A 345-nucleotide genomic window follows, 5' to 3' on the forward strand; every position below is an offset into this window, starting at 1 on the left:
CAATGAACGAGAACCGCCTACAGCAGGGCAATCGAAACCCATTAATTCACGGTATCTGGTCTGAGCGTAGCCATGTCGTAAACCATGCGTTTGTCCCACACCTAGCGCATGCGTGACTGCTTCAAAATTGGCTTTGTGGGACTTATAGCTTTTTTCTTTCGGAATCATTGAACCGCCATTTTTCACAGCTTGAGCGTAGGCATTTTTGAGTTCTTGACGTTGTTTTTCGTTGGTTATTGGAATAGTTCGAGGTCTTCCGCCTTTCGTCCAACTGTCTTTTAAACGGATATATTTAGCATTTTCAATTTTCTGACCATCTAAAGCATATTCAGGTTGGAACTTCAT

General features: G+C 42.6%; 1 protein-coding gene. It reads right to left on the minus strand.

Annotation, left to right across the window (positions count from 1 at the left end):
* Positions 1-345: integrase domain-containing protein (locus J690_RS23525; RefSeq protein WP_032038862.1), on the minus strand; the 345-nt coding region annotated here is incomplete at both ends.

Origin of the sequence: Acinetobacter sp. 742879 (genome assembly GCF_000588535.1) — a bacterium.
Classification (GTDB): domain Bacteria; phylum Pseudomonadota; class Gammaproteobacteria; order Pseudomonadales; family Moraxellaceae; genus Acinetobacter; species Acinetobacter pittii.